Source organism: Enterococcus sp. 2STP, from assembly GCF_032465635.1.
Taxonomy (GTDB): domain Bacteria; phylum Bacillota; class Bacilli; order Lactobacillales; family Enterococcaceae; genus Enterococcus_B; species Enterococcus_B lactis.
The window spans coordinates 14,163-37,770 of record NZ_JAWDJH010000030.1; the positions used below are offsets into that span (position 1 = coordinate 14,163).

The following is a 23,608-nucleotide window of genomic DNA, read 5'->3' on the forward strand; positions in this document are numbered from 1 at the left end:
CAGCCACAAAACATGAAATGCTGTTTTTCGCTGTCCTCTTTTATTGCTTGAATCAGACCACAAGAAAAACAGCCTCTTGTTTCACAAATATTTTTTTCTATATTCTCCCGGAGTAATCGATTCTTTCTTTTTGAAGAAACGAATAAAATTTTGCGGATTTCGATATTGCAGTCTTTCTGCAATCTCTTTTACAGAGAGATTGGTTTCTTTCAACCACTTTTTCGCTACCTCTAGACGATGATTTTGAACGAAATCACCAAATTTTTCTCCTGTTTCCTTTTTAAATACATTGCTTAAATAATTAGGGTTATAGTGCAACCTATCAGCAATCACATCTAGAGATAGATCACGGTCATATTCTGTATAGACGATGTGCATGATATTCTCCGAAAGATTTTTAAATTCATGATCAGTGATTGCTTGAGAACATTCTGTGATTGGCAAGACTAATTGTTCTAAAACAAGTTTTTCTAGCTCTTTGGGATGATAATTGTTCAATGCTTTTACATAGATTTGTTTCATGTTATCAAAATTTTTTGAATCTACTCCCAATAACTGCCCTAATTGAACGAGCTCATTGATCAAACGGACCGAAACTACTTCTCGGCTCAGAGGATTTTTATTTTGTGCGAACAATGCATTAATTAATTCATGTACCAACTTCCTTACTTCCTGATTTCCGGAACGAATAGCTTCAAACAATCGATTCTGTTCTTCTACTGGATATCTAATAAGCGTTTTTTCATGCGCAGCAGGAACAATTTCCTGATAAAATATGATCGAACTCGGACCAGTATTTACACGATAATATAGGGCTTCTTTTGCTCGGTCAACCGATTGCTTGCTTTCATTCAGCGTTTCGAACCGGTTACTGATACCTATACTCACAGTTAATTTCAAGTATTCTTTTACACGTTTTTGAATGAGTCGGCAATACTCCATGACTTTTTTGCTTGCTTCTGCATCGTCTTTATCCATTCGATAAATAGTGGCTTGCATTTCTTCATTCAAAACGATCGGCAGCATTCGATTTTCCTTTGGCACAATTTCCGTGATCATGTTGTTGATCGCTAAAAGTAGCAAATCACGCTCTCCACCGTGACTATCTTCTAACAGATCGATTTGAACCAAGGCCGTATAATAGCAGTCAGTTTGAGAACTATAACCAAATTGCTGCAACCGCTGATCTAGTTCTCGCCTTTCTACTCGATTTCTAAATAAACTAAGTACAAATAACGTTTCTAGTTGCGGCTTTTGGGTAACTAAGTGTGCACTTAACGCTTCTTTTTCTCCTATGATCCGACTGACTGATTGAGCGACCAAATCTAGTTCTTTCCCACTGAATCCTTTTGATTTAAGATTCAAACGTTCCTGAATTTGAGAAATTGGACGGGCAAATCTATCCGAAAATAAATAGGAAAGGAGACCGATCAGTCCTACCAGCGTCAAAGACACTGCAACTAACCCGATTCTCAGATTGCGAATCGTTGCTCCAATTGCACTAGAATCAACTTCTAATCTGTAAATCCAATTATTATAATCTGATTTCAGTACGATATAGGATGTCCCATTTTCTCTTACCACTTTCAACTGGTTGTAATCTAGATCCACATCCGCTAATGCATCTGGCTGCTCTTCTTCTTTTACTTTCTGTGTAGAAAAAAGCTTTCCATCTTCGTTTTCGATAGAAAGTATATCTTCTCCACTTTCCCCAACAACTTGTTCTATTGTATGTTTCTCTATCGTAGCAATTCCCAATGCATATTTTTCTTTTTCAAACATTGGTAAAGGAATCACCATTTCGATTCCTTTATTTTTCTTTTTCCAAAATAAATTATCTTTGTTATTTATGTACTTTTGTTGATACCTTTCAACTTCCTCTTCAGTCAGTTGAGTCAACGATCCATTGATTACTCCCCATTTACCAGCTAAACTGAGTAAATCATAATTATTATCATCCATAACAATTGTTTCTATAAAGTTTAGCTCTTTCCTGATTTCAGAATAAGTGGAGTAATTTGTATATGTCAGTGGATGCTTGAATATATCCGAGAAATTTTTGGTCGAACCATACGTAGAAAACGAATATTCGATCGTTCTGATTTTCCATTCAACGTTCGTTTTGACTTGCCTGAGCAGGTTCTTTTTATCTGTTAAATAACTCGATTCGATCGACTCATAGGTATTCTGATAAATAAATAAACTAAATCCTATGACAAGTACGGCTCCTAATAAAAACATCGGTAAAAATATTTTATAAAACACTGTACTTTTCTTCATTTTCTTCCTCTCTTTCCTTCAAATAAAAGGCTTTCATTTTTCTGTAAAATTGATACTCATCTAATTAAATGAGCATTCCCCGCTTTTAAGAATAGCATAATTAAAAATAAAAATCCAAGTAATTTTTAACGTGTGCAATCTTTTCATACCAAAGATCTATTGACTTATCGTAGTTATCGTAATATGATGAATGCGTTAACAAAAAGTGAAAAAGTAAGGAAAATGATGGAATGGTAACGATCAAAGATATCGCTAAAGCAGCTGGTGTTTCTCATACGACAGTTTCTCGTGCTTTGAATAACAGCAGTTTAATCAAAAATGAAACAAAACAAAAAATACGGCAACTAGCTAAGGAAATGAATTATTCGCCGAACTATAGTGCAAAAGGTTTAGTAAATCAAAAAAAATATCTGATTGGACTGTTTTTCTCAAGTTTGCATAAAGGAACTTCATCAAATTTCCTAGCAGATTCCATTGCAGGTATCCATTCAGTATTGGACACAAACTACAGCTTATCTGTCGAAAGTATCGATGCTGTTGATTTAACAGAAATCAATTTGCAACGTTATGATGGTCTAATCGTTATGAGTCAAAGTGATGAAGATCAGCCTTTTATCGATTATCTAAAAGAAAAAGCGTTTCCCTTCGTCGTTGTCAATCGTCACATCAATGATCCAGCGGTTATCAATGTTACTGCCGATGATGCGGCCGGTGTTATGCAGGCAGTAGATTACGGTATTGGGTGCGGACATACGAAGATCGCTTATATTGGTGGGAAAAAAAACTTTCGTTCGACAAAAGAACGGGAAAAAGGTGTATTGGACAGTCTAAAAAAAGCAAGCATCCCTGCCAATCCAGCCTATTTTTTAACAGGAGACTACAGCTTAGAAAGCGGCCTCAAAAACATGGAATACCTATTATCGCTTTCTGACCTGCCTACTCTGGTTTTTTGTGGCAACGACGATATAGCGATTGGTGCATTGAGAGCTGTACATTCAGCTGGTCTTCGTGTTCCCCAGAACATTTCTCTGATTGGGTTCGATGATTCTCCAGTCGTCTCCTATCTTAATCCACCGCTTACTACAGTACACAAACCGTTGAAAGAAATGTGTCAAGTAGGAACAAAGCTTTTATTGGATTTGATTGAAGACAGGCCGATCGAACAATCTAAAATGGAGCTCTCCACCTTACTGATGCTTCGTGAGTCGATCAATTACTTGTAAACTGCAAGTAATTTTATATAAAAATGTTAACGTGTGCATAACACAGAAAGGAATAATCTATGAATAAACTGACAAAAGAATTAGTGAAAAAAAACGAGGCTCCCGTAAAAGTTCTTCAATTCGGCGAAGGCAATTTTATGCGCGGATTTGTTGATTGGCAGATTCAGCAACTGAATAACCAACAATTGTTTAAAGGAAATGTCGCCATCATTCAGCCTTTAGAACAAGGTCTTGGGAATACGATGAACCAGCAAGACAATTTATATACGGTCATTTTACAAGGACTCAGCAATGGCGAAATCGTTGATACTTCCGAGATTATCACCATAGTAGAACAAATGATCAATCCTTATCATGAATGGGATGCTTATCTTTCTCTAGCAGAAAATGACGACTTGGCCTATATCGTCTCCAATACAACAGAGGCAGGAATCCAATTTGTGGAGACTGATGAACGAACAGATACGCCACCACAGAGCTTCCCGGGCAAACTGACAGCCTTTTTATACCGACGTTTCGAATTAAACAAAGCCGGTTTTACGATTATTCCTTGTGAATTGATTGACAGAAACGGTGAACGTCTAAAAGAAATCATTTTACGCTACGCAGAAAAATGGGATTTAGAACCTGCTTTTATTGAGTGGTTAGAAAAAGAAAATGTTTTCTGTTGTAGTTTAGTTGACCGCATCGTTCCAGGTTATCCTCGTGAGGATGCAGCTGTTTTCAATCAACGACATAACTATGAAGATCAATTGATGGTCAAAGCGGAACCATTCATGCTTTGGGTGATTGAAGGGCCTAAAGAGTTGGAGAATCAACTACCATTCAAACAGGCTGGCTTGAATGTCATCATCACAGATGATATGACTCCTTATCGTGAACGTAAGGTGCATTTGCTTAATGGACCGCACACAGCGATGGTCCCTCTTGCTTTGTTGGCGGAATTGGAAACTGTAGAAGAAGTAATGAAAGATCCTTTATTCTCCGCTTATGTTGATCAGCTATTCGATCTAGAATTGATTCCTATGCTTTCTTTACCTAAAGATGAATTAGCCATTTATGCTGATCAAATCAAAGAACGTTTCTTGAATCCTTTTGCCCATCACAAATTAGAAGCGATTTCATTAAATAGTGTTTCAAAATTCAGCACCCGTCTGCTTCCGGTCTTCAAGAAGTATATCGAAGAAAAAAATCAAGTACCACCGCTAATCTCTGTTTCACTAGCTGCGTTACTTCTTATGTATCGAGGCGATCAAGTAAAGCCCCATGATGATGAAAAGACGATAAGCGAATTTGTTGATGCTTGGTCTGATAATGAAACAGCTATTCTTCGATTATTGCAAAACGCTGCGCTTTGGGGAGAAGATTTGTCTCAATTACCGAATGTGGCAGATACTGTTCAAGAAATGGCTACAAAAATCGATCAAAAAGGTGTCCGAGCAGTATTACAAGAAATGAAAGGAACGATGGTCCATGCTTGAAACCCTGCAACCAACAATGAAATTAAATCAACGAGACAGTGTTGTTGTCGCATTAACACCTATCCCAAAGCAAACACAACTGACGATTGATCAGCAAACGATCACCACTCTTGAAGATATCCCGCAAGGTCACAAGATTGCATTGAGTGATTTGAAAGCTGGAGACAACGTGATCAAATATGGCTATCCAATCGGGCACGTGACGACAGACGTAACTGCCGGTCAATGGCTGCACACTCATAATGTAAAAACCAACCTTTCTGGTGAATTGGATTATCGATATGAAAAAGATGTCCATCCAAGTCATTATCCTTTTGAAAACCGAACATTTCAAGGCTACTTACGAAAAAATGGAAAAGTAGGGATTCGTAATGACTTGTTCTTAGTCCCTACCGTTGGGTGTGTGAATGGTATTGCTGAACTGATCGTCAAACAGTTCAAAGAAAAACATCCGGATCTGGGACAGTTTGATCATATTACGATTTTAAAGCATCCCTACGGCTGTTCACAGCTTGGAAAAGATCATCAAAATACTCGAGAAATCTTAGCAGACGCGGTAAACCATCCAAATGCTGGCGGAGTTTTAGTGTTTGGATTAGGTTGCGAGAACAATACCGTTCCTGAATTCAAAAAAATTTTAGGTGAATATGATGAAGAACGAGTGAAATTTCTAGTGGCTCAAGATGTCTATGATGAGATCGAACAAGGCGTAGCTCTATTAGAAGAACTTTTAACCGCGGTCGAAAACGACCAGCGCATACCAGTCCCGCTCTCTAAGTTAAATGTCGGTTTGAAATGCGGCGGTTCTGATGGTCTATCGGGAATAACTGCCAACCCTTTGCTTGGTGCATTTTCTGATTACTTGATTGCTCAAGGAGGTAGCACGATCTTAACAGAAGTGCCAGAAATGTTTGGTGCAGAACAAGTATTGATGGCACGAGCGGAAAATGAAAAAGTTTTTGATTCAATCGTTGACTTGATCAATGACTTCAAACAGTATTTCTTGTCTTACGGGGAACCAGTTTACGAAAACCCATCTCCTGGTAATAAAGCAGGTGGGATCACTACATTAGAAGATAAGTCTTTAGGCTGCACGCAAAAATCAGGAAGCTCTCCTGTCGTTGATGTACTGCAATATGGCGAAAAAATCAGAAAACCAGGACTTAGTTTATTACAAGCTCCCGGGAATGATCTTGTAGCTGCCTCTGCTCTTGCTTCATCCGATTGCCAGTTGGTCTTGTTTACCACAGGAAGAGGGACTCCATTTGGCTCATATGTCCCTACGGTCAAGGTATCTACGAACACGACTCTTTTTGAACGCAAAGGTCATTGGATGGACTTTAATGCAGGCGTCTTATTAGAACAACCAATGGAAGTGATCTTAGAATCATTTGTTCAAAAAATCATCGCTGTGGCTAGTGGAGAAGAAACGAAAAATGAACAAAATGACGTTCGAGAAATTGCCATTTTTAAAAACGGAGTAACACTTTGATTTTCATAAAATAGTATAAAAAGAAAGAAGGAAGATTTATGTTTTTATCTGATGATTTTTTATTAAAAGACGATTGGGCGAAAAAGCTTTATCATTCCTACGCAAAAAATATGCCCATTATTGATTATCACTGTCACTTAGATCCAAAAGAAATTTACGAAAACAACAATTTCAGCAATCTGACAGAAGCTTGGTTAGGAGGCGATCATTACAAATGGCGCTTGATGCGAGCTTGCGGCGTGCCTGAAGAAAAAATCACAGGAAATGCTTCTGATTTTGAAAAATTTTTAGCTTGGTGTCAAACCGTACCAAAAATTATCGGAAATCCGCTTTACAGTTGGTCACATCTTGAATTGAAGCGTTTCTTCGATATTGACTTGTTGATAAATGAAGAAAACGCAGAGAAAATTTGGACACAAGCAAATGAAATTTTGGCAACTCCTGATTTCCGTCGGCGGGAAATCGCGAAAAAATCGAATGTAGAAGTGATTTGTACGACAGATGATCCAGCAGATGACTTACACTATCATCAATTGCTTGCTCATGAAGAACCAGATTTGAAAGTTCTCCCTTCATTCCGTCCAGATAAAGCACTCAATATTGAAAAAGAAGGATTTAATGCATGGATCACACTACTGGAAGAAGCAGCTGACCAAACGATTACCACCTATCAAGAACTGATCGAAGTTTTAGGGCAGCGGATAGAATACTTCCATCAACATGGATGTCGTGTTTCCGACCACGCTTTAGACACCTTACGCTATAAAGAAGCGGATGAAACAGTATTAGAAGAGATTTTTCAAAAAGCACGAGCTAACAAACTATTATCTTCAGATGAAATCGATGCTTATCGTACAGAAACACTGATACGTTTGACCCACTTCTATCATTCTCATAATTGGACGATGCAGCTGCATATTCATGCTTATCGTAATTGTAATACACAAATGTTGGAAAAATTAGGACCCGATACCGGTTATGATGGAATGAATGATCTTTCTTTGACTATTCCTCTGCAAAAATTATTGAATCGTGCAGAAGAAACGGATCAGTTGCCAAAGACGATCCTCTATTCACTGAATCCAAATGACTACCCTGCGATTTTAGCTTTGATGGGCTGTTTCCAAAAAGAACTGAATGGAAAACTGCAGTTAGGTTCTGGATGGTGGTACAACGATACTCGAGCTGGTATGCGCGATCAATTGACACAGTTTGCTGATGGTAGTGCTTTGGGGAATTTTGTCGGCATGCTGACAGATTCAAGAAGTTTCCTTTCCTACACTAGACATGAATATTTCCGTCGTGTTCTTTGTGAATTTTTAGGCGAAATGGTCATGCGAGGGGAAGCACCTGAGGATGAACAACTTTTAGGAAGTCTCGTTCAAGCGATTAGTTATACAAATGCTAAAAATTACTTTGGCTTTTTTGCCTAATTGATTAATAGTAACAGTAACGAATCAAAAACAGGATAGCGAAATAACGGAATCCGTTTATCCACGTTTTAGAGAAGAAGACGGACCAAATTTGCTCCGTCTTCTTCTCTTGCTGTTCTGCTTCATTGCCTATAAACCCTTATGAAAGAAGAGATAACATGCCTACTATCCATATTGCCGGTGATTCTACTGCGGCAGAAAAAGATGAAAACAAGCGTCCCGAGACAGGTTGGGGAGAAAAAATCTCTGCTTATTTTTCACCTGAGATCCAGATCAATAACCAAGCAAAGAATGGACGCAGTACCAAATCATTTATCCAGGAAGGAAGATTAGCCCGTTTAGCTTCACAGTTTCAGCCAAATGATTTCTTATTTGTACAATTTGGACATAACGACCAGAAAATCCAAGAAGAAAGAGGTACGCTCCCCTTCGGTAGCTATTTAAAAAATCTGCAGATATTTTTTGAATGCGCAAAAAAAGCGAACGTCCACATGGTCTTGCTGACATCTGTGACGCGACGAGATTACTTAGAAAATGGAACATTGAATCCAGATATACTTGGAGACTATCCAAAAGCGATGCGTGCATTTGCTGAGAAACACCATATTCCACTTTTAGATGTTTTCTCACGATCACAAGAATATTTCCAGACCTTTTCAAAAGAAGAGACAAAAAAATTCTATCTGCATCTTATGCCTAATAGTTGTGAAAATTACCCAGAAGGACTAAAGGATAATACCCACTTTAGTCCAGAAGGCGCTGATAAAGTTGCCCGAATAATTGCTGAATTGATAAAAGAATCCCGTCTGCCTCTTGCTGATTATTTACAAAAAGGAGTTTGAGATGTTTCCATTAAATTTAGGCATCCGTGCCCATGATCTAGAGGTTCGAAATCGTGAAGAAATCGTTCAAAAAGTATCACAGCTTCACTTGTCCCATATCCAATTTGCACCACAAAAAGCATTTCCTGAACAACTTAAATTAAATGCCATGACACTTGGGAGTGCTGCCTATTTTGGTGAATACTTCCAAAAAAACAATATCGAACTTTCCATTTTAGGTTGCTATATCAACCTATCCAGCAAAAATCAAGAAGTTCGTGCACAAGCATTAGCAACTTTCAAACAGCAAATTGCTCTGTGCTCTGCCTATCAAGCCAAGATGATTGCTACGGAAACCGGTAGTGTCTCTGTCGGTTTCACAAAAGAAAATTTTACTGAAGAAGCTTATCAGATTGCTAGAAATTCTGTCATTGAATTAGTCGCTCATGCAGAAAATTTTGGCGTAACTGTTGCTGTTGAAGCAGGGATCAATCATCCGATCTATAACTATCAGTTAGCCAAACGTTTAGTCGATGAAGTAGCTTCACCAAATTTAAAAATCATTTTAGACTGTGCGAATTTGATCCACAAAGAAAATCATGCTGATCAGGAAAAAGTGATCCGAGGTGCCTTGGACAATTTACAGGGTTGTATTACAGCGCTTCATCTCAAAGACTACATCATGGAAAATGGAAAGATCCGCATAGTTCCTGTTGGTAAAGGCTGTTTAGATTTCCGCCCGGTACTACATTATATCAAATATGAGCGTCCTCTAATGTACGCCACTCTTGAAGCTACTCCTGAGATTTATGTTCCTGAAGCAATAGAACACTTGCAGTTTTTTTACCAAGATTGTTAAGGAGAAGATTATGGAGGAACGAATACAGAAAAGTTATCAAAAATATCATGCAAATGCTTTTCAGACATTGCTGCATCTTTATCAGGGGAATTATTGGCGCTTTGCCATGTCAGGACTCTTTTTTATTATCAAACATCTTCCATCTTGGTTAATGCCGATTGCTATTGCCAATGTAATCAATGCAGCTTCATCAAAAGATTCCTCTCAATTGCAGGCGATTTATTTCAACGCTTTTTTGATGACTTGTCTGATCGGTCAAAATATATTGACGAATTATTTTCATGTAAAATACCATAGCACTTCGATCCGGCAAGTAGAAGCTGGACTAAGAGCGACTCTTATCAAGAAAATCCAAGAACTTTCTATTCCCTATCAAAAAGAATTGCAATCTGGCCGGATCCAATCAAAGATCATCCGTGATGTAGAAGCCATCCAAACGTTGTCCTCTCAAGTATTTGTCAGCGGATTGAACATTGCTGTCAATTTATTCGTGGCTTTAGGTATCACGCTTTATAGAAGTCCTGTCGTTTTCTTGTTTTTCTTATTGACTGTCCCTCTCGCCGCGTTAGTTACTCTTTTTTTCCGGAAAAGGATCAGACAGTCCAATTCAGATTTCCGGCAAGAAATGGAAGAGACTTCTGCAAAAGTGATCGAAGTGATCGAATTAGCACCGATTGCTCGAGCTCATGGGTTAGAAAAACACGAAACAACTCGCTTAAATAAGCATTTTACCCAAATCTATGAAAAAGGATTCCACTTAGATATCCTGCAATCTGTTTTCGGGTCAGTCAGCTGGGCTAGTTTTCAGATATTTCAACTGATTTGTTTGATTTTCACTGGGATATTAGCTTTACAAGGGCGTATTCAACCAGGTGATGTCGTGATGTATCAGACATATTTCACAACGATCGTCAATTCCGTTTCTGGAATGATCACACTGATTCCTACGATTTCAAAAGGCATGGAATCTATTACTTCTATTGGTGAACTGTTGATTGCTGGCGATGTAGAAACTTATCACGGTAAGAAAAAAATCCAACATTTGGATGGAAATTTTCGTTTTGAGGATGTTTCTTTTCATTACCCGGACTCACTCAAGCCGATTATCGATCATTTTTCTCTAGCGGTGAAAGCTGGAGAAACAATTGCTTTTGTTGGGCCATCTGGTTCTGGAAAATCTACACTCCTTAACTTATTGATTGGATTTATCCAGCCGTCTTCAGGGAGGATTTTCCTAGATAATCAGCCTTTGGATGAATTGGATATGCGAAGTGTGCGTAATTATTTAGCCGTTGTTCCTCAAACCACTTTGTTGTTCTCCGCTTCGATCAAAGAGAACATCACTTATGGCTTGAAAAACGTATCAAAAGAACGTTTAGATGAAGTCATCGAAGCTGCGCAACTTTCTTCACTGATTGATCAGCTTCCTGATGGACTGGATACCTTAGTAGGCGAACATGGCAACAAGCTGTCTGGTGGCCAAAAACAACGTATCTCCATTGCACGAGCATTGATACGTCAGCCGAAAATCATTTTGCTAGATGAAGCAACTTCAGCTTTAGATAACCAGTCAGAGAAAAAAATCCAGCAGGCCCTGAATTATCTGACAGAAACACCCACTACTTTTATTGTGGCTCATCGGCTTTCAACGATCAAAGAGGCAGATAAAATCGTTGTGATCGATGAAGGAAAAATCGTTGAGATGGGTACTTACGAAGAGCTGTTAGCTCAAGAGGGCTATTTTTACCGTTTGAAAAATGAATGACAAAAAAAAGGAGAGACGACAAGAGTTTTGTCGTCTCTCCTATTTCTGAATAAACGGTGTTCTCCTGCCAACTCCTCGGTCACAAATCACAATAGTCATCAAACATGAGAAGCTGTTTTTTGAAATTGTTCCTTGTCACTCAGAGTTAAACGGTAGGCTCACGTCGTTTTGGTAAACGGTGTTCAAGAGACAGTCTATCGGCAATAAGAAGCAACTTTGTCATCGCTCAAGGCTGAACGTCTCTTTCACAACCTCTGTTGTTTCATAAAATAGTTCTATTCGCTGTAAAGGTCGCGAACTGGCGTCATGATGATCCGGTTCAAGTCATTGATGATCGTACTGAAACCTTGTTCTTTTTGCATTAAATCATTGATTACTTCTTCTGATTGAATTTTCACAGCCATTTCTTGTGCTTTCATTGCATCTTCGTCGCTGAATTCTTGTCCACTCATTTGTTTTTCTTGTAATTCGATTTGCATCGCTTGGAAGTCTTTGAACAGCTTGTGTGCTTCTTCGTTTGCTTGTACTTTCTCGTACGCTTCTTTCAACGCTTTGAATTCTGGTAATTCACGGATCTCACGTTCGATCTGATTCGCGCTATCGTAGATGTTTGACATGTTATGCCCTCTTTTCTTTTAGTAGTTACTCTCTATTGTAACATGGGGTTATTCGTTTTCAAAGGGTCTACTCTCCTTGATATTTCCGCCAGAGGTCTTTAGCCGCTTCGCCAATTCCCTGAACGCCTTCTTTCACCATATCGCCGAAATTCTTCAATCCTTCTTTTGCTTGTTCACCGTATTGATTCAAGTTATCTTGCCAATTTCCAGACTCTCCATTAGAATTACCTGTGTTTCCAACTTGATCTGCTGCTACCACTTGCCCTCCTGTGGCATAGGCATCAGCTACACTAAATCCTGTTTTGGAAGTATAAGGAAGGATACCTTCTGCCGCTGATTTGAAGACTTTCCCGACAACATTTCCACTTGTCCCTTCCAAATAATGCAGCTTGCTGGATTCTTCATACCCCATCCATGTCGAAATCACTACATCTGGCGTATACCCGATCATCCATTGGTCATTTGCTTTCGTGGCATCGAAATTAGTTTCTGTGGTTCCTGTTTTACCTGCTATCGTATAACCTGCAGGGTTCGCAGCAGCTGCTGTCCCATTTGAGAATGTACCAAGAAGCATGCTGGTCATTTCATCAGCTGTTTCCTTTGATATAACCTGTTTTGGCTTTTTGTTTGTATTATCGATGATCACCGCTCCAGTTGAATCAACGATTTTCGTGATGAGATGCGGCGTATACATCTGACCTTCATTGGCAAATGCACTGTAAGCACCCGCCATGATCATTGGAGATACTCCTTTTTCTAATCCGCCAAGAGCTAAGCCATAATACTTATCAGATTTTGCTAAAGGCAGGCCGAATTCTTCTGCTTTATCATATCCTTTTTGTAAACCGATCTCATGCAAAAGCCATACAGCAGGCAAGTTCAAACTTTGTGCAACAGCCTGATACATCGGTACTTCTCCTTGGTATGTCCCGTCAAAATTATGCGCATCGTAATAACTTTGCGGTTCATCTTTCAAGACACTAGAAGGCTTGTAACCAGCTTCCAACGCTGGTGTATACACGCTTAATGGTTTGATCGTTGATCCTGGAGAACGGCGCATCTGTGTAGCAAAGCTGAATCCTCTAAAGACATGATCTCCTCTTCGTCCTACTAATGCTTGTACACCGCCTGTATTCGGATCTAAAGCTACTGAAGCAGATTGGACCATGGCACCATCTGAAGCATTTGCTGGGAATAATGCATTATTTTGATAAGTAGCTTCTAATTGCTTTTGGTAATCCTGATCTAAAGCTGTATAGATTTTATAGCCTTTATTCATGACATCTTCTTCATCAAGACCATACTCGTTAACTGCTTCATCGATCACTGCATCAAAATAATAAGGATAACGATAACCAGAATCTGAATTGTCGTATGTGTCATGAAGATAAGCACTGATGTCTGTCTGGCTTTCTGCTTGTTCTTGTTCTTTTGTGATTTTTCCGTTTTCTTCCATTACGCTTAGTACTGTGTTTTTCCGATCATTCGCATTTTCTGGGTGATCAATCGGATTATAAATACCAGGACCTTTCAGCATTCCTGCCAAAGTAGCAGCCTCAGATAGCGTAACATTCGTTGCATCTACTCCAAAATACTTTCTGGAAGCGTCTTGGACACCCCATACCCCGTTGCCAAAATAGGCATTGTTAAGATACATGGTCAAGATTTCTTCTTTGCTGTACTTCTTTTCGATCTCGATTGCCAAAAATAATTCCTTCGCTTTTCGATCAAATGTTTGATCTAATGTCAGATAAGCATTTTTGGCAAGCTGCTGAGTGATCGTACTTCCTCCGCCCCCTGATGTTCCGCCAGACAAAACCATCCGAACAGCCGCACGGGCGATTCCTTTGATATCAAATCCGTGATGTTCGTAAAAATTCCTATCTTCTGTCGAGATCACCGCATCTTGGATATAGGGAGAAATCGCGTTTAATTCTACGTATGTCCCTTTTTGGGCGTACAGTGTGCCAGCTTCTTCATTTTTCTTGTCATAAATGACTGTCGATTGGCTTAATCCAGATTTTAACGTTTCGACATTTGCTTGTTTGGCTAAAATAAAAAGGTAGATACTTGTCACTAAGACACAGATCAAACCAATCAGCAAAATCAATTTGTTCACATGATATTTTTTCCAAATGCGCTTTCGCCATCGATGGAATTGTCCGAGATATGGTCTGATCCATCGCCAAAAACTGATCAAAGCAGCTTTTATCTTTCCTAAAATGCTTTGAAAATCCATTCGCTTCTTCTCCTGTCTATTCAATTCAATCGTCTTATTTTACCATAATGAAAGAGTGTTTTCTTCCTGCTTAAGTTGTAGTTCGATTTGTTTTTTTTCGTTAGTGCAAGTAGAGTAACATAAGAATGAACAGAAAAATGTAAGTTTTTTCTTAAATATGTTTTAAAAATGGTACAATTAATCTGCAATTTTACCGAAAGGAGTACACTTGTGAAAATCACGATCACTTTACCTATGAACCATCCTGAAACAACGATTCGCGACTTGCTTGAAAAGGAATGGTTAGTTCCTAGAAAGGTTCGGCACTTTTTGCGTATACGTAAAAACGTTTGGATCAATCAACAACCTGCTTTGTTCCATCATGAAGTAAAAGGCAATGACCAGATCACATTGTTATTCGAAGAAACAGATTATAATTATCAAGAAGTCCAATTAGGAGATGCGAAGCACATCCGTGTTTTATATGAAGATGAACATTTGATTATAGTGGATAAGCCTGCAGGAATGAAGACTCATCCAAACGAACCAACAGAAAACAGTACCTTGCTCAATCACTTAGCTGCTTATCTCGATACGAAAAAACAACGACCTTACGTTGTCCACCGTTTGGACAAAGAAACAAGCGGCGCTGTTTTATTTGCAAAAAACCCATTTGTCTTGCCGATACTTGGAAGAATGTTGGAACAAAAAATGATCTATCGGAGATATCAAGCCATCGTATGGGGGGAAATCGCCAAAGATAGGACCATTACCAATAAAATCGGACGCGATCGCCATGATCGGAGAAAACGGGTCGTGGATGATAAAAATGGTCAGAACGCCTTGACACATGTCACTGTCGACAAAGTACTTTCTGGAAAAACACAAGTGTATTGTGTTTTGGAAACCGGTCGTACGCACCAGATCAGAGTTCACTTAGCTCATATAGGGCATCCAATCGTCGGAGACCCTCTTTACCAAAATAGACCAGCTGAACGACTGATGCTCCATGCATTAGAACTGCACATGATTCATCCATTTACTCAAGAAAAAATAGTTGGTAAAGTTTTACCCGGATTGTGGAAATAGAAAGAAGAACGTAGTCCTATCATTATCTGCTGATAAGACTACGTTCTTTTTGTGTAACTTGTCTGCTTACTTTTGATGTTCGTGTTCTGCTAACAGCAAACTACCGATAATCCCACTTTCATTCGGCAGTCCCCAACGAACGATATATTCACTTACTTGAGGTGTTTCCATGTAGCCACCCATCAATTCAACAAATTGCTGACGAATTTTTTGAAGGAGATGATCCTGATTCATTACCCCGCCGCCTAAAATAATCTTTTCAGGTGCTAACGTCAACGTATAGTTGATCAGTGCTTGAGCAATATAGAAAGCTTGAATATCCCAAATCGGATGATCTTGTGGCAGATCTTGCCCTTTGATTCCTATACGTGCTTCAATAGACGGACCTGCTGCTAATCCTTCTAAACAGTCTTTATGATAAGGACAAGTGCCTTCATATTGATCATCTGGATGGCGTTTTACCCAAATATGTCCCATTTCAGGATGTGCGATTCCTGAAAAAATTTCCTCATTGATCACGACGCCTGCACCGATTCCTGTTCCCACGGTAAGGTAAATACAACTATTTTTTCCTTGTGCTGCCCCTTGCTTCAGCTCCCCGTATGCAGCCGCATTGACATCTGTCGTCCAAGCAACAGGAACATTGTAGCGTTTCCTGATTGTGCCGAGAAAATCAAATTGTGCCCACCCTTTTTTGGGAGTTGCCAAAACGTATCCGTAATTATCTTTTGTTTGGTCGATACCAATCGGGCCGAATGAGCCAATCCCGATTCCCTTCAGTTCATAACGATCAAAAAATTCAAATACTTGATCCAATGTTTCTTCTGGTGTTGTGGTAGGGATACTTATTTTTTCCAAAATCTCTCCATCTTCTGAAACCGCACACACAAATTTTGTTCCGCCTGCTTCTATTCCGCCATACATTTAGTTTTCCTCCTCGAATCCGATTGTCCGAATTTCATAAGGTTGGATTATCGGGACAACCGATTGCTGCGTTGGTTCTTCAAGCAGATTCAATATGACCGTTTTTCGATTGTCTTTAGTTATTTCTAATTTTTCTAAATGACTAGACATATTGAAACCTCTCACTACTACTTTATCACTAAACTTACTCCGTTTCAAAGCTGTAATTGCAAACGTTTCACTTTTTATCGTTAAATATTGTTGTTTTGATACCAATGTTCCTTCATGATGTTTGATTTGTTGAGTGGAAAAAGGAATCTGTGCCGCGTATGCATGCATATAAGTAGAGAATGTTTCTTCTGGTCCATGTAGTTCAACGCTGTAATCGAACTGATGCTTACCTAAACACTGTGCTTCTGGTGTTGGAAAATACCCCCAATCTCCTAGTTCTCCCACACAGCGAAGTAGCGTCACCGCGATTTGTCCATCTGCTGTTACTTCGTATTCATTCAAACCAAAGTTACCAACTGTTACACCGTACTGTTCATCATGAATATTGACAAATGCTTGCTGATGTTGCGGATTCGTGGGATTTTCCCAGCTCCTAGGCACATGGTTTGGGCGCTTTACTACTTCAAAAATACTATCTGCTTCGTGATGTTCCACATGTAACTTTGTAGGAAACAAGACACGCAATCGATGATCTTTCATTTGATTGTCAAGAGTCGTTTCAAAGTCGATTTTTTTACTATCTTTTCTGACAGTCATGATCGTTTCTATTTGAAGGATCCGTTTTTCTTTAGATCGTTCTGCTTTTCGATAACGAAATTCTACAACCATCCGTTGTTCTTTCTCTAAACGCTCGTCTGCAGAAACTGGGATCTCCATTTCCTGTAGAATACTTATTTTGGCTATTTCTGGTGTATCTACTAATACTTTTACTTCAGAGCCCTCTTGATTACTGGATAGGATTGGTTGATCATAGACAGGTTGCTTAAAGATATACTCGTTTCCTATATCACCGATATCTTCAAAAATATGCAGGTTATTCCATTTTCGTTTGTTTTTGCGATCTTCCATTGTAATGGTACCGTTTTTTTCAATCGTCAAACGCAGGTGGGCGTTTTCGACGATTCGTCCACTCTGACGGATCATTGTTTCCTTTTCTTCTGCTTTCGCTTCCCCTTCTACAAGCGCGAATGTTTCCCAGGAAAATGCTGGCATGTTTTTTATTGGTAAAGTTACCTTGATCGTTCTTGCCATATATGGCACACGGAAACGATCTTTCGGCAAATCATAACCAAACTGGACAGTTTCTTCAGATAAAATAGCTGGTATAGTGGCCCCGCTTTTTGTTTCTACGTGATACTTCTGTCTAGGCAACTGTTCTAACTCTTGATACAGTTGTTCAGGTATTCCTTCAGCGAATTTTTTTCTTGCTAATTCGATGGTTATTTCTGCTTCGCCAGTTTTATCCATTCCTGCAGTATTTACAACGACAAATGGAAAGCTGTCTTTTGGAAATCCAGTTGTATCGATCGCTGTGGCCAGTTGTTCTAAAGAATCTTGTGCAAGATACTTTCCGACTTCATCTGCTTTTTCAAAACGAGGTATCATTTCCCGATGGACAGAATCAACTGAACAACCGCAAATACTGTCATGAGGATGATTTTGCATTAATGTCTTCCAAGCATAATCTAATTGATCGTGGGGATAAATCCCTGTAACTTCGTAAGCCATCGTCGCAAGTGGTTCCGTGATGTTTTCTAGCTGCCGTTGGACCTTGGTATTCCATTGTTTCAAGTAAACGCGAGCAGATGCTGTATTGGCTAAAGTATACCAGCCATCCGTTTCTTGACTTGTCAATTCTCCTTCTACTGAACCTAAGTCTTCTGGCAACTCTTGTCGAACTGCTTCCAGATAGTCAGTAAAATTAGAATGGAGGAACTCGTAATCTGGAAACAGCTCATTTGCGAGATGAATTGCTTTTGATATATCTTTTTGTACTGGTTGATGATCAACACCATTCATCATTAATAGATGATCAGTAGATGCATATTGTTCTGCATCTGCTAATTTCTGCTTCCAAAAGACACGAGCAGCTTCTTTTTCTACGGGAATCTCGTTCCCATTGCTATACCAATTGGCAAATAACAGACCAAAAATTTCTGTTTGATCAGGTCCTTTCCACCACATCTCTGAGTATTGAGAAGAATAGTTTTCTGCTTCCAGAACTTGATTGTCAAAGCCAATTGGTTTTACCCCACGGCCAAACGCCACTGCTGAAATACCAGCTTGTTTCATTAATTGAGGCGTCTGTCCCATATTTCCAAATGTATCGGGAAAATACCCTAACATGACGGGGGTTCCCCATTTACGGCTTTCTTCCATGCCAATCAGCATATTTCTCACGTTTGATTCCGAACTGATCAGAAAATCATCTTGCAAGATATAAAATGGTCCGATTCTCAATTTTCCTTCATCAATAGCTCGTTGGAGTGCCTGTCTTTTTTCTGGTCTTACTTGAAGATAGTCATCTAAAATAATCGTTTGCCCATCCAAATGAAAACTGTTGAAGGACGGATCAACTTCAAATAGCTCTAATAAATCGTCTATCAATTCAATCAACCGCATGTGATGCTGTTCGTAAGCCATGTACCATTCACGATCCCAGTGGCTATGAGAAATGATATATACTTTCTTTTTCATTTACAGTACCTCCTATTTTTCTACTCGAATATCAAAGTAATCCATAACTAATTCGCAAAACATCATATTTGCCCAAGAAAACCATTCTCTCGTATAATTTTCAGGATTGTTCACATCAAATCCTTCGTGCATAAGATGTGTTCCTGCATCAGTTGCTACAAGCAAATTCAATAGCCGTTCTTTTTCAGATTTATCTGGTGTTGTCATTCCTTCCATAGCTAACGCAATCGGCCAAATATACTCTTTTGGCGTATGGGAAGAACCAATTCCTTTTGCGTACTTTCCTTCATAAAAATATGGATTCTCTTTACTCAACAATGTTCTTCTTGTTTGAAGATAATTTTCCTCTTGTTCCGAACAGTATCCTAAATAAGGTGCCGCGATCAAATTGGGCACATTGCTGTCATCCATGACCGTCGCGTTCCCCATTCCATCTACTTCGTATGCATAAATCGTTTGCCCTTTTTGATTAACCGTCCGTCCGTGATTTTGGATACCTTCTTGGATCTCTTTCTTCAATATTTGTGCTTTCTGTACAATTTCTTTATCATCGAGTATCGTTTGGAAAATTTCTTCCACATAACCTAACACGACTACCGCAAACATATTGGATGGTACCAGATATCCGTAACGGCAAGCATCATCGCTAGGACGGAACCCAGACCATGTCATACCTGTAAAAGTTGTTTTGGCTCCTCGTCCGTCGTTGATCAGCGTATCTTCTTTTCTTGTCGTATCTCGTACAAATGTATAAGGAGAGTGTTCATGATCCTGCTCTGTTTCGAACACGCCTAAGATTTTTTTGATCCCTTCAATAAAAGTTGGGTTGAATTGGTCCGTTTTTCCTGTATTTTTGTAAAGAAGATAGGCCAACTGTATCGGGTAGCATAAAGAATCAATTTCATATTTTCTTTCCCAGATCCAATCGTTCATTTTTGTGTGATCTGTTTGGTGTCCTGCACCGTTCGCTTCTTCATTGAAGGCATTCGCATATGGATCGATGTTGATATAAAAAAATTGCTTTTTGACCAATCCACTAATCATGTCAGCTAGTTCCTCATCTTCTTTTGCAATCACTAAATAAGGACGAACTTGTGCAGTAGAATCTCGCAACCACATTGCAGGAATGTCTCCTGTCAATAAAAAAGTAGTACCGTCATTTTGCTTTTTGACTGTTGTCAATAATGTGTTGACAAATGCTGCTGTAAAATTCGTTGCCCAGTCCGCATGGGTTTTCCCGCATTTTTGTGTGATATCATCCATAAATTTTTGCACTGACTTTGGTATATCTTTATAAACCATACAAATTCCCTCTTTTCATTTGATATATCTTTAAAGATTATACCTCTTGCAGCATTTTATGTCTACGCTTTCAAAAAAATAACTTTTTATTTACTTTTTCATCTATTATGGTATTATTTGAATATGATATATCATCAAGAGGTGTTTATATGAATCAACCATTGTACCAGACAATATTTAATGATTTGCAAACGGCTATTTTAACTGGTGAATTACCTGTGGATAGCCAACTACCAACTGAAAAGGAACTTTCCCATACTTATAAAGTAAGCAGAATCACTTCCAAACGTGCATTGACTGAATTAGAACAATTAGGGCTGATTTATCGCGTACGTGGGAAAGGCAGTTTTGTTAAATCATCTGCTCCGGAGCAGATGCTTCCTTCTCCTACAAAAACACGGCGGATTCTGTTTCTTCTTCCATATGTCGCTGATTTATCTGTTGGTGATTTTACCAAGGGATTGAATCCTGTGATGCAGGATAAACAGATGGATGTCATGATGACGACACATGATTTTTTACAAAATAAAACGGCAAAAGAACTCATCCATGAATTTGATGGATTAATTTATTATGCCTTTGATACAGAACAGCATCTTGACTTGCTTTTTGAGCTGTCATTAAAAGAATTCCCTGTCATCATATTGGATAAAAAAATCTATGAATTGCCTTTTCCTACCGTGCTTTCCGACAACTTCCAAGGTGGTGTGCTCGCTACTTCTCATTTGATCGAACAGGGACATTCAAAAATCGCTTATTTATTTGGTGCACAGACTCATCCACAATCCGTACGTCAGCGTTACCTTGGTTACCTTGAAGCATTGGACAAAGCTGGTTTGGCTTTCCACACTTCGCTGGATGACAAAAGCGCGACATTCGATGAATTGCTTTCTTATATCACTAAGTATGAAGTGACCGCTTTTGTTTGCGAAAACGATGTTGTCGCTATCCAGACGATGAATTTCTTGAGACAGCATGATTATCATGTTCCTGAAGATTTTTCAATCATCGGATTTGATGATATCCAAGCAGCTGCTCTTGTTGATCCACCGCTGACAACCATTGCACAAGATTTTGAACAGTTAGGCAAGCTTGCTGGAGAGGCTTTGATCACTTGGTTAGAGACAAACGAACGTCCTTCCGACAGCAAATTTCCAGTTTCATTTATCAAAAGACAATCAACAAAGGAGAAATAAAATGAATATCGGTCAAATAGATACTAGACATGGCACAGCTAATCAGCCAAATTTCTCTAACGGGAACTGCCAGCCTTACACTGGCGTTCCTTTTGGGATGAATTATTTTGCACCGCAAACGACCGATCAAAACGGCAGCTGGTGGTTTCATCCTGAGGATCGTGTTTTTCAAGGTTATCGACTTACCCACCAGCCAAGTCCTTGGATGGGCGATTTCAGTCATATGCTGCTCACGCCAATCAATGGTAAATTACAGGAAAATACCCTTTTTCATGCGCAAAGTTCTTACCGCCCAGAAGAAAGTATATTTTGTCCGACTCATCTGTCGATCCGTCAATTGCGTTATGGCATCCGTTCTACATTGATACCCAGTATGTATGGCGGAATCTTATCTATTGATTACAGCAGAAATGATAGCGGTTTACTTTTATCCTTTCCGGGACGTCATCAGCTCTTTGTTATAGATCCTTACACAGTGGAAGGAAAAATCACACATTTTGCTGGTTCAGAAGATCCTGATTTTTCTTTTTATTTCATATTGAGATTTGAATATCCTTTAACAATTGATGAGCTAGCTGTTTCCAACAAAAATAGCGATTCGATCCCGTTGTATTTTGAACAGACAAAAAAACAAACCATCCGATTCGGGACATCTTTTATCAGCCCGGAACAAGCAGCTTATAACTTGGAACTAGAACAAAACCAAAGCAAAGAGACTTACCTTGCTAACAGCCAGAAACAATGGCAATCCTATTTTGATCGTATACAGCTCACACACCATGATCAACAACAATTGCGGACGTTTTATCATAACTTCTATCGGGTGTTTTTATTTCCGCAAACATTTTATGAAATGGATCCTAGTGGACAAAAAATCCACTATGATACGACTAGCCGATCTGTGAAACCTGGCGTTCTCTATACAAATAATGGGTTCTGGGATACGTATAAAACGGTTTATCCTCTTTATTCTTTGATTGCTGTAGAAAAGTACGAAGAAATGCTGGAAGGTTTCTTGAACAGCTATAGAGAAACTGGTTATTTGCCAAAATGGCTGTCTCCTGACGAACGTGGACTAATGCCTGGGACATTGATCGATGCGGTCGTTGCAGATGCTGCTGTGAAAGATATTCGGCCAGACTTGATGCAGGAATTTCTAACAGCAATGAAGAAAGGCGCTACAGTTCAAAGTAATCATTCAAATTATGGACGACAAGGGACAGAGGATTACTTGACATACGGCTATGTTCCTAATCACTACCATGAATCGGTCAATCATACGCTAGATTATGCTTATAGCGACTTTTGTATTAGTCGAGTTGCCAAAGTACTAGCAGAGGACGAAACGGTGAAAAAATATCAGCAACGATCATTGAACTATCAACATATTTTTGACTATGAGACAGGATGGATGCGTTCCAAAGATAAAAATGGCAAATTCAGAGAACCATTTTCTGCTCATCGTTGGGGACAAGATTATGCAGAAGGCAGTGCTTGGCAAAGCAGCTTTGCTGTTTATCATGATTTTGCAGGGTTGATCGAAAAATATGGCGGCAGTGAGAGATTCAAAGAAAGACTCATTGATTTGTGCAATCAATCTCCGACATTTGAAACAGGAGGATATGGTTTTGAGATTCATGAAATGAGCGAGATGGCTGCGATAGAATTTGGGCAGTTAGCTATCTCCAATCAACCAAGTTTTCATTACCCATACTTGTTCAGCTATATTGGACAACCCGAAATGGCACAACCCTTGCTTAAACAATTGATGACTCAAACTTTCGACGATTCTTCAACGGGTTACCCTGGAGATGAGGACAACGGAAGTATGGCTGCTTGGTATATCTTCAATAGTCTGGGATTCTATCCTGTCACACCAGGGACCGGTGAATATGTTATCGGTATGCCTTTAATGGACAAGGCTGTTGTGCTTTTGTCAAATGGAAAGGAATTGACGATTGAAACCACTCCTAATCGGCCGCAACAGCAATTTATCCATAAAATCAAACGGATGGACAAAGAATATACGAAATTATATTTTACCCATCAAGATTTGCTGAAAGGCGGCAAGATCTCTTACCAATTAGGTATCGTCCCTCATCCTAAGAAGTATCGACCAAAAGATCTACCTTTTTCCTTATCAAACGATAACTAACAAAAGGTTGTGAAAAAGCTGTCCTGCATCAAGTAATAAGAACAGCCAAACAAAAATAGCTCCTC

16 protein-coding genes are annotated in these 23,608 nt (G+C 39.2%); 10 read left to right on the top strand and 6 right to left on the bottom strand.

The annotated features are described in order from the left end of the window. Positions 1-81: 81 nt before the first annotated feature. Positions 82-2,280, bottom strand: a complete 2,199-nt coding sequence (locus tag RWU19_RS12730; protein WP_123838170.1) for a helix-turn-helix domain-containing protein — start codon at positions 2,278-2,280, stop codon at positions 82-84. Positions 2,281-2,510: 230 nt separating this feature from the next. Here RWU19_RS12730 and RWU19_RS12735 point away from each other — a divergent pair, with 230 nt between their 5' ends. The 7 genes from RWU19_RS12735 (at position 2,511) to RWU19_RS12765 (ending at position 11,354) form a co-directional block, all read left to right on the top strand. After that, on the top strand, positions 2,511-3,503 hold the full coding sequence (locus RWU19_RS12735; RefSeq protein ID WP_002329936.1) for a LacI family DNA-binding transcriptional regulator: 993 nt from the start codon (positions 2,511-2,513) through the stop codon (positions 3,501-3,503). Between the two features lie 59 nt (positions 3,504-3,562). Further along, positions 3,563-4,984 (top strand): tagaturonate reductase, encoded by a 1,422-nt coding sequence (locus tag RWU19_RS12740; protein WP_123838171.1) that lies wholly within the window; start codon positions 3,563-3,565, stop codon positions 4,982-4,984. Beyond that, positions 4,977-6,476: a UxaA family hydrolase gene (locus tag RWU19_RS12745; RefSeq protein ID WP_123838172.1), complete on the top strand. Its 1,500-nt coding sequence runs from the start codon at positions 4,977-4,979 to the stop codon at positions 6,474-6,476. Before RWU19_RS12740 ends, RWU19_RS12745 begins: the two co-directional genes overlap by 8 nt. A gap of 38 nt (positions 6,477-6,514) precedes the next feature. Continuing rightward, on the top strand, positions 6,515-7,909 hold the full coding sequence (gene uxaC / locus RWU19_RS12750; protein ID WP_123838173.1) for a glucuronate isomerase: 1,395 nt from the start codon (positions 6,515-6,517) through the stop codon (positions 7,907-7,909). Between the two features lie 158 nt (positions 7,910-8,067). Further along, positions 8,068-8,751, top strand: coding sequence for a rhamnogalacturonan acetylesterase (locus tag RWU19_RS12755; RefSeq protein ID WP_002329932.1), 684 nt, complete (start codon positions 8,068-8,070; stop codon positions 8,749-8,751). A 1-nt stretch (position 8,752) separates the two neighbouring features. Further along, positions 8,753-9,589, top strand: a complete 837-nt coding sequence (locus RWU19_RS12760) for a sugar phosphate isomerase/epimerase family protein (protein WP_123838174.1) — start codon at positions 8,753-8,755, stop codon at positions 9,587-9,589. 10 nt (positions 9,590-9,599) lie between these two features. Then, positions 9,600-11,354, top strand: coding sequence for an ABC transporter ATP-binding protein (locus RWU19_RS12765; RefSeq protein WP_123838175.1), 1,755 nt, complete (start codon positions 9,600-9,602; stop codon positions 11,352-11,354). 275 nt (positions 11,355-11,629) lie between these two features. On the opposite strand, the gene RWU19_RS12770 is transcribed toward RWU19_RS12765, so the two are convergent. Together RWU19_RS12770 and RWU19_RS12775 are read right to left on the bottom strand one after the other, a co-directional pair. Next, complete coding sequence (locus RWU19_RS12770) at positions 11,630-11,971, bottom strand: YlbF family regulator (protein ID WP_002285994.1); 342 nt, start codon at positions 11,969-11,971, stop codon at positions 11,630-11,632. 67 nt (positions 11,972-12,038) lie between these two features. Further along, the gene (locus RWU19_RS12775; protein ID WP_024635784.1) at positions 12,039-14,210 is read right to left on the bottom strand and encodes a PBP1A family penicillin-binding protein; all 2,172 of its coding nucleotides are present in this window, start codon (positions 14,208-14,210) and stop codon (positions 12,039-12,041) included. A gap of 210 nt (positions 14,211-14,420) precedes the next feature. Between RWU19_RS12775 and RWU19_RS12780 the strand changes: the two genes are divergently transcribed. Further along, a complete protein-coding gene (locus RWU19_RS12780; RefSeq protein WP_123838176.1) occupies positions 14,421-15,278 on the top strand; it encodes an RluA family pseudouridine synthase in 858 nt (285 codons plus the stop codon). A 66-nt stretch (positions 15,279-15,344) separates the two neighbouring features. Here the strand turns inward: RWU19_RS12780 and RWU19_RS12785 are convergent, their stop codons facing one another. The 3 genes from RWU19_RS12785 to RWU19_RS12795 are packed head-to-tail and all read right to left on the bottom strand — an operon-like array spanning position 15,345 to position 20,192. After that, complete coding sequence (locus tag RWU19_RS12785) at positions 15,345-16,202, bottom strand: ROK family protein (protein ID WP_123838177.1); 858 nt, start codon at positions 16,200-16,202, stop codon at positions 15,345-15,347. After that, on the bottom strand, positions 16,203-18,890 hold the full coding sequence (locus RWU19_RS12790; RefSeq protein ID WP_123838178.1) for an alpha-mannosidase: 2,688 nt from the start codon (positions 18,888-18,890) through the stop codon (positions 16,203-16,205). It lies immediately after the preceding gene. Between the two features lie 12 nt (positions 18,891-18,902). Next, a complete protein-coding gene (locus tag RWU19_RS12795; protein WP_316002598.1) occupies positions 18,903-20,192 on the bottom strand; it encodes a glycoside hydrolase family 125 protein in 1,290 nt (429 codons plus the stop codon). Positions 20,193-20,341: 149 nt separating this feature from the next. Between RWU19_RS12795 and RWU19_RS12800 the strand changes: the two genes are divergently transcribed. Further along, entirely contained in the window at positions 20,342-21,388 is a 1,047-nt protein-coding gene (locus RWU19_RS12800; protein ID WP_002290950.1) for a GntR family transcriptional regulator, read from the top strand. A 1-nt stretch (position 21,389) separates the two neighbouring features. Beyond that, positions 21,390-23,543 carry a GH92 family glycosyl hydrolase gene (locus tag RWU19_RS12805; RefSeq protein ID WP_123838179.1) on the top strand — a complete coding sequence of 718 codons (2,154 nt, stop codon included), beginning with the start codon at positions 21,390-21,392 and terminating at the stop codon, positions 23,541-23,543. The last annotated feature ends 65 nt before the right edge of the window (positions 23,544-23,608 follow it).